Source organism: Isoptericola sp. NPDC060257 (genome assembly GCF_042726645.1).
In the GTDB taxonomy this organism is placed as follows: domain Bacteria; phylum Actinomycetota; class Actinomycetes; order Actinomycetales; family Cellulomonadaceae; genus Isoptericola; species Isoptericola nanjingensis.
The window spans coordinates 1-5591 of the sequence record NZ_JBHXAW010000288.1; the positions used below are offsets into that span (position 1 = coordinate 1).

Below are 5591 nucleotides of genomic sequence, written 5' to 3' on the forward strand. Positions count from 1 at the left end.
CCGGCCCGCGGTGGGGCGCGCCCCCGCCGACACGGCCCCCCCGGCGGTGGGGCGCGCGCCGCGCGGGGCGCTGGCGGGCGGGGGGGGCGGGGGGGCCCCCCCCCACGGCGAGGTGCTGGTCTGACGGAGGGCGTCAGGCCGCGCGCTCCTGACCGGCGAGGTCGTCGGCGGTCGCCACGACGACACCGTACGCGTCGGCGACCGTCGCGAGCGCTGCCCGGTGGAGCTGTTCCGCGGGCACCGGTCCGACGGCGCTGGCGAGCGGCCGGGTGGCGCACGCCTCCGCGACCACGGTCGGCCGGTTGCCCCGCAGCGCCGCCCCCTGGGTCGTGAACGCGACGCACATGTGCGTCATGAAGCCCACCACCACGACGTCGGCGTGGCCGGCCGCGTCCACCAGGTCGCCGAGATCGGTGCCCCGGAACGAGTCCGGGGCGGTCTTCGTCACCACGGCCTCGCCCGGCGCGGGCGCGACGCGCGGGTGGATCTGGCCCAGGTCGGTGGCCAGGTCGTAGGGCGAGCCGGCGCCGCCGTCGTGCTGCACGTGGATCACCGTGGCGCCCGCCGCGCGGGCGCGGGCCAGCAGGTCCGCGGCGGCGTCGAGGGCCGGCGCCCAGCCGTCCAGCTCCATGACGCCGCGCGTGTAGGTGTTCTGGTAGTCGACGAGGATCACGGTCGCCTCGGCGAGGTCCGCAGGGGTCGGGTCGGCGCCGCCGAGCTCGCGCAGGGTGGTGCTGGTCATGGGTGTCCTTCCGCAGGAGGTCGAGGGGTCGGGCGCCGAGGGTGCGGCGCGCTCCCACGCTACGAACCGGCGTACCGTGTCGGCAATGTCATGCAACCCGCAGATTCGGACATCGTCATGATCGAACGGCTCGTCGTGGTCACCCTCTTCGACGGGATCGACCTGCTCGACGTCACCGGGCCCGCCGAGGTCTTCTCGCTCGTGCGGCGGGAGACCGACGAGCCGGCGGGCTACGCCGTCGTCCTCGCCGCCGAGACGCTCGACCCCGTCACCACGTCGGCCGGTGTCCGGGTGCTGCCCGACGCCACGTTCGACGACCTCGCCGGGCGCGCCGTCGACACCGTCGTCGTGCCCGGAGCCGTCGAGCTCGACGACGACCGGCGGGTGCGCGCCGTCGTCGACCCCGCCGTCGTGCGGCGCGTCCGGGAGCTGGCGCCGCGCACCCGGCGCCTCGCGTCCGTCTGCGTGGGCGCGCACGTGCTCGCCGACGCCGGCCTGCTGGACGGTGTGCGCGCCACCACGCACTGGTCCACCGCCGGGCAGCTCGCCGACGAGCACCCCGAGGTGCACGTCGACCCGGACCCGATCTTCGTGCGCGACGGCGGCATCTGGACGGGCGCGGGCCTCACGGCCTGCCTCGACCTCACGCTCGCGCTGGTCGCGGACGACCTCGGCCAGGAGGTCGCGATGCGCGTGGCCCGGCAGCTGGTGATGTACCTCAAGCGGCCGGGCGGGCAGAGCCAGTTCTCCGTCGCGACCGACCCCCGCGCGACCACGCGGCGCGTGGACGACCTGCGCCAGCACGTCCTGCGGAACGTGTCGTCGCCGCTGACGGTCGCCGGGCTCGCCGAGCGCGCGCACGTGAGCGAACGGCAGCTGACCCGGCTGTTCAAGAACGAGCTGGGCACCACGCCGGCGGCCTACGTCGAGTCGGTCCGCGTCGAGGCGGCGCGGCAGCGGCTCGAGACCACGGACGACACCCTGGAACGCGTGGCGACCGCCTGCGGCTTCGGCACGACCGACACCCTGACCCGGGCGTTCCGGCGTCGTCTCGACACCACGCCCGCGCAGTACCGGGCCCGGTTCCGCCTCGCGGGCTGACGGCTCGCACGGCTGCCGCGACCGCCGTCAGCGCCACCGCTCGAGCAGGCGGGCGACCGTCTTCGCGGCGCGGTCGAGCACGCCGTCCGCGCCGGACGAGGCCGCGGTGAGCAGGGCGGCGTCGACGAGGTGCGCCACGAGGTCGACGTCGCGCGGGTCCGCGCACGCCTCCTCGAACCCGGAGGCGTCCAGCACCGTGCGGGCGGCGCCGAGCAGCCGGGGCCGCGAGCGCCGCATGATCGGCTGCAGCGCGGGGTCGCGCATCGCGGTCATCATCGGGTCGAGCCGGCGGGTCACGACGGAGTCGTCGACGTGCGGGGCGTAGAGGACCTCGATCAAGAGCCGCGCCGTCGTCGCCGGGGACCGGCGCCTGTGCGGCAGCGCCCCGGCCGCGGCGAGCGCGGACGTGCCGCGCAGCTCCTCCGCGGCCTCGACGGCGGCCGCCACGAGCGCGGCGCTGCTCGGGAAGTAGTAGGACGCCGACCCCTGCGGCAGACCCGCCGCCTCGGCGACCCGGCGGTGCGTGACGGCGTCGAACCCCTCGTCGATGAGCAGCGTCGCCGCGGCCTCGACCATCCGGCGCTGCTTGTCCGCGCCCCGTCCCTGGACCATGCGGCGCCGCCGCGGCCGGTCGTCCTCCGTCACGCCGCCCATCGTAGGCGCGGTGCCGCGACTGCGCCGGAATAACCTATACGCACGTATCGTTTAGCCGATCGACAGACCGCCGCCGGGCGGCGCGAACCGAGGAGATGAACGAGCTGTGAACCTGATGGCCGCGGAGGGCCTCGTGATCGACTGGGCACAGATGCCCACCTACAACACCGTGATGTCCGTCGCCGTCGGCGCCGGCCTGATCCTGCTCGTGTGGCTGGGGCGCGACCTGATCCGCGCGCCGCGGAAGGTCGTGACGGAGGGCTGGGCGCTCGCGTTCGGCGTGCTCGGCCTGATCCTCACCGCCACCGGCCTGCACATGACGCTCACCTGGCCCCTGGCCGCGGGCGGCTTCCCGTTCGACAACATCATCTTCGGCGAGACCAGCCTGGCGTTCGGCGTGCTGCTCCTCGCCGCGGCCTTCTACCTGTGGACGCGCGGCAAGGAGGCGCTGGCCCGCGAGGACGCCACCGACCACCTGCGCGCCGTCGCCCGCCCGGTCTCCGTCTTCGTGCTCGGGATGGGCCTCGGCCTGGTCGCCATCGCGATCGCCGGCGTCACCTACCAGCTCTTCGCCGCCCCGCCCGAGGAGCCGATCTCGGGCTCCTTCGCCGCGTACCCGCTCGTCGAGGCGATCTTCATGTCGGGCCTCATCGCGCTCGTCGGCCTCGGCGCGATCCTCTTCCCGCTCGCCCTGCGCGACGGCGCCGGCCGCGGCCTGCGCGCCGTCATCGGCTGGGCGTGGGGCCTCGCCGGACTCGCGTTCCTCCTGTTCGGCGCGATGAACTTCTTCACCCACATCGGGCTGATCGTCAACACCATGGGCTGACGCCCTCCTCGGCCCGGCACCCCGGGACGGGACGAAGGCCGGGTCGCGGGAAGTCTCGCGGCCCGGCCTCTGTTGTGCCGGGCATGCGAGCCATCACCTACTCCCGCTTCGGCGGCGCCGACGTCCTCGAGCTCACCGACCAGCCCGACCCGCGCCCCGGGGCGGACGTCGTCGTCGTGCGCGTGCGCGCCGCGTCCGTGAACCCCGTCGACTGGAAGGTCCGCCAGGGCTACCTGGACGGCCTGTTCGACACGCAGTTCCCCGTCGTCCCCGGCTGGGACGTCGCGGGCGTCGTGGAGCAGGTGGGCCTCGACACCCCCGAGTACGAGGTCGGCGACGAGGTCTACGGGTACGTCCGCAAGGACTGGGTGCACGGCGGCACGTTCGCCGAGCTCGTCGCCGCGCCCGTGCGGACGCTCGCGCGCAAGCCCGCGTCGCTGAGCTTCGAGGAGGCGGCCGCGGTGCCGCTCGCGGGGCTCACGGCCTACCAGACCATCCTGCGGTCCGGGGTGCGGGAGGGCCAGACCGTGCTGGTGCACGCGGCCGCCGGCGGCGTCGGCTCCTTCGCCGTGCAGATCGCGCGCAGCCTCGGCGCCCGCGTGATCGGCACCGCGAGCGAGGCCAACCACGACTTCCTGCGCGGCCTCGGCGCCGAGCCCGTCACCTACGGGGACGGGCTGGCCGACCGCGTCCGCGCCCTCGCCCCGGACGGCGTCGACGTCGCGCTCGACTACGTGGGCGGCGACGCCGTCGCGACCAGCGCCGCGCTGCTCGCGCCGGGCGGCACGGTCACGTCCATCACGGACGCGACGGCGCGCACGGAGCACGGCGGGCACTACGTGTGGGTGCGCCCGTCCAGCGCCGACCTGGAGGCCCTCGGCGCGCTGATCGACGCCGGCAAGGTCGCCGTGGAGGTGGGCCAGGTCTTCGACCTCGCCGACGCCGCCGACGCCCACCGCGCCAGCGAGAGCGGCCACGGGCGCGGCAAGATCGTGGTGCGCGTCTGACGGCGCCTCCCACCATGCTCCCGACCGTGCTCCCGACCGTGGTGGTGCAGGTCCGGGCCGCACGCGGCACCCTGGGCACATGACGCCCTTCGCCCCCGACGTGTACGCCGACCGCCGTCGCCGCGCCGCCGCCCAGGCGGCCGCCGCCGGCCTCGCCGGGGTGCTGGTGACTCCCGGCCCCGACCTGCGCTACTTCCTCGGCTACACCCCCGCCGCGGACACGGAGCGGCTCACGCTGCTCGCCATCCCCGCGTCCGACGACGGCGGGGGCGACGCCGTCGCCGTCGTGCCGAAGCTCGAGGCCCACGACCTCGAGGTCGGCGCTGTCGGCGGCATCGAGGCGGTCGCCTGGTCGGACGGCGAGGACGAGCACGAGGTCGCCGGCCGGCTCCTGCGCCCGGACGGCCGGTACGCGATCAGCGACGCGGCGTGGGCGCTGCACGTGCTGGGCCTGCAGCGCGCCCGGCCGGCGTCGTCGTACGCCGCCGTCACGGACGTGCTGCCGATGTTGCGCGCCGCCAAGTCCCCCGAGGAGGTGGCGCGGCTCGCGGCCGCGGGCGCCGGGGCGGACGCGGTCTTCGCCGAGATCGTCACCCGCCGGTTCGCGGGGCGCGCCGAGCGCGAGGTGTCGGACGACCTGGACGCGCTGCTACGGGCCCACGGGCACGAGCAGGTCGACTTCACGCTCGTGTGCGCGGGCGAGAACGGCGCCGACCCGCACCACGAGGCCGGCGACCGCGTGATCCGCGAGGGCGACATGGTGGTCATGGACTTCGGCGGGCTCGCCGACGGCTACGGATCCGACACCACCCGCACGGTGCACGTCGGCGCGCCCACCGCGCGCGAGCAGGAGGTGCACGACGTCGTGCGCGCGGCGCAGCAGGCGGGCGTCGACGCCGTGCGTCCCGGCGCGACCTGCCAGGACGTCGACCGCGCCTCGCGCGCCGTCATCGCCGACGCCGGGTTCGGCGAGTTCTTCGTGCACCGCACGGGCCACGGCATCGGCCTGACGACGCACGAGCCGCCGTACATGGTGGAGGGCGAGGACACCCCGATCGAGGCCGGGATGTGCTTCTCCGTCGAGCCGGGGATCTACCTGCCGGGCGAGTTCGGCGTGCGCATCGAGGACATCGTCGTCGCGTTCCCCGCCGGGGTGTCCGGTCTGGCCGACACCCCCGATGCCGGCGTGCGGCTCAACACCTCGCCCCATGAGGTGGTCATCGTCGAGTAGCCCACGAACGGCCTTCCAGCAAGCGATCTC

The 5591-nt window shown here is 75.4% G+C and carries 6 protein-coding genes; 4 read left to right on the forward strand and 2 right to left on the reverse strand.

Features of this window, described 5'->3' with window-relative positions:
* Nucleotides 1-133: 133 nt before the first annotated feature.
* A complete protein-coding gene (locus tag ACFWEK_RS18230; RefSeq protein ID WP_430554948.1) occupies nucleotides 134-742 on the reverse strand; it encodes an isochorismatase family protein in 609 nt (202 codons plus the stop codon).
* Nucleotides 743-832: 90 nt separating this feature from the next.
* Between ACFWEK_RS18230 and ACFWEK_RS18235 the strand changes: the two genes are divergently transcribed.
* Nucleotides 833-1843 (forward strand): GlxA family transcriptional regulator, encoded by a 1011-nt coding sequence (locus ACFWEK_RS18235; RefSeq protein WP_430554949.1) that lies wholly within the window; start codon nucleotides 833-835, stop codon nucleotides 1841-1843.
* Nucleotides 1844-1870: 27 nt separating this feature from the next.
* On the opposite strand, the gene ACFWEK_RS18240 is transcribed toward ACFWEK_RS18235, so the two are convergent.
* Nucleotides 1871-2488, reverse strand: a complete 618-nt coding sequence (locus ACFWEK_RS18240; protein ID WP_430548021.1) for a TetR/AcrR family transcriptional regulator — start codon at nucleotides 2486-2488, stop codon at nucleotides 1871-1873.
* A gap of 124 nt (nucleotides 2489-2612) precedes the next feature.
* Here ACFWEK_RS18240 and ACFWEK_RS18245 point away from each other — a divergent pair, with 124 nt between their 5' ends.
* The 3 genes from ACFWEK_RS18245 to ACFWEK_RS18255 all read left to right on the forward strand — a co-directional run bounded on the left by ACFWEK_RS18245 (nucleotide 2613) and on the right by ACFWEK_RS18255 (nucleotide 5561).
* Nucleotides 2613-3323, forward strand: a complete 711-nt coding sequence (locus ACFWEK_RS18245) for a DUF981 domain-containing protein (RefSeq protein ID WP_430554952.1) — start codon at nucleotides 2613-2615, stop codon at nucleotides 3321-3323.
* Nucleotides 3324-3406: 83 nt separating this feature from the next.
* The gene (locus ACFWEK_RS18250; protein ID WP_430554950.1) at nucleotides 3407-4330 is read left to right on the forward strand and encodes an NADP-dependent oxidoreductase; all 924 of its coding nucleotides are present in this window, start codon (nucleotides 3407-3409) and stop codon (nucleotides 4328-4330) included.
* Nucleotides 4331-4409: 79 nt separating this feature from the next.
* On the forward strand, nucleotides 4410-5561 hold the full coding sequence (locus ACFWEK_RS18255; protein WP_430554951.1) for a M24 family metallopeptidase: 1152 nt from the start codon (nucleotides 4410-4412) through the stop codon (nucleotides 5559-5561).
* Nucleotides 5562-5591: the final 30 nt, after the last annotated feature.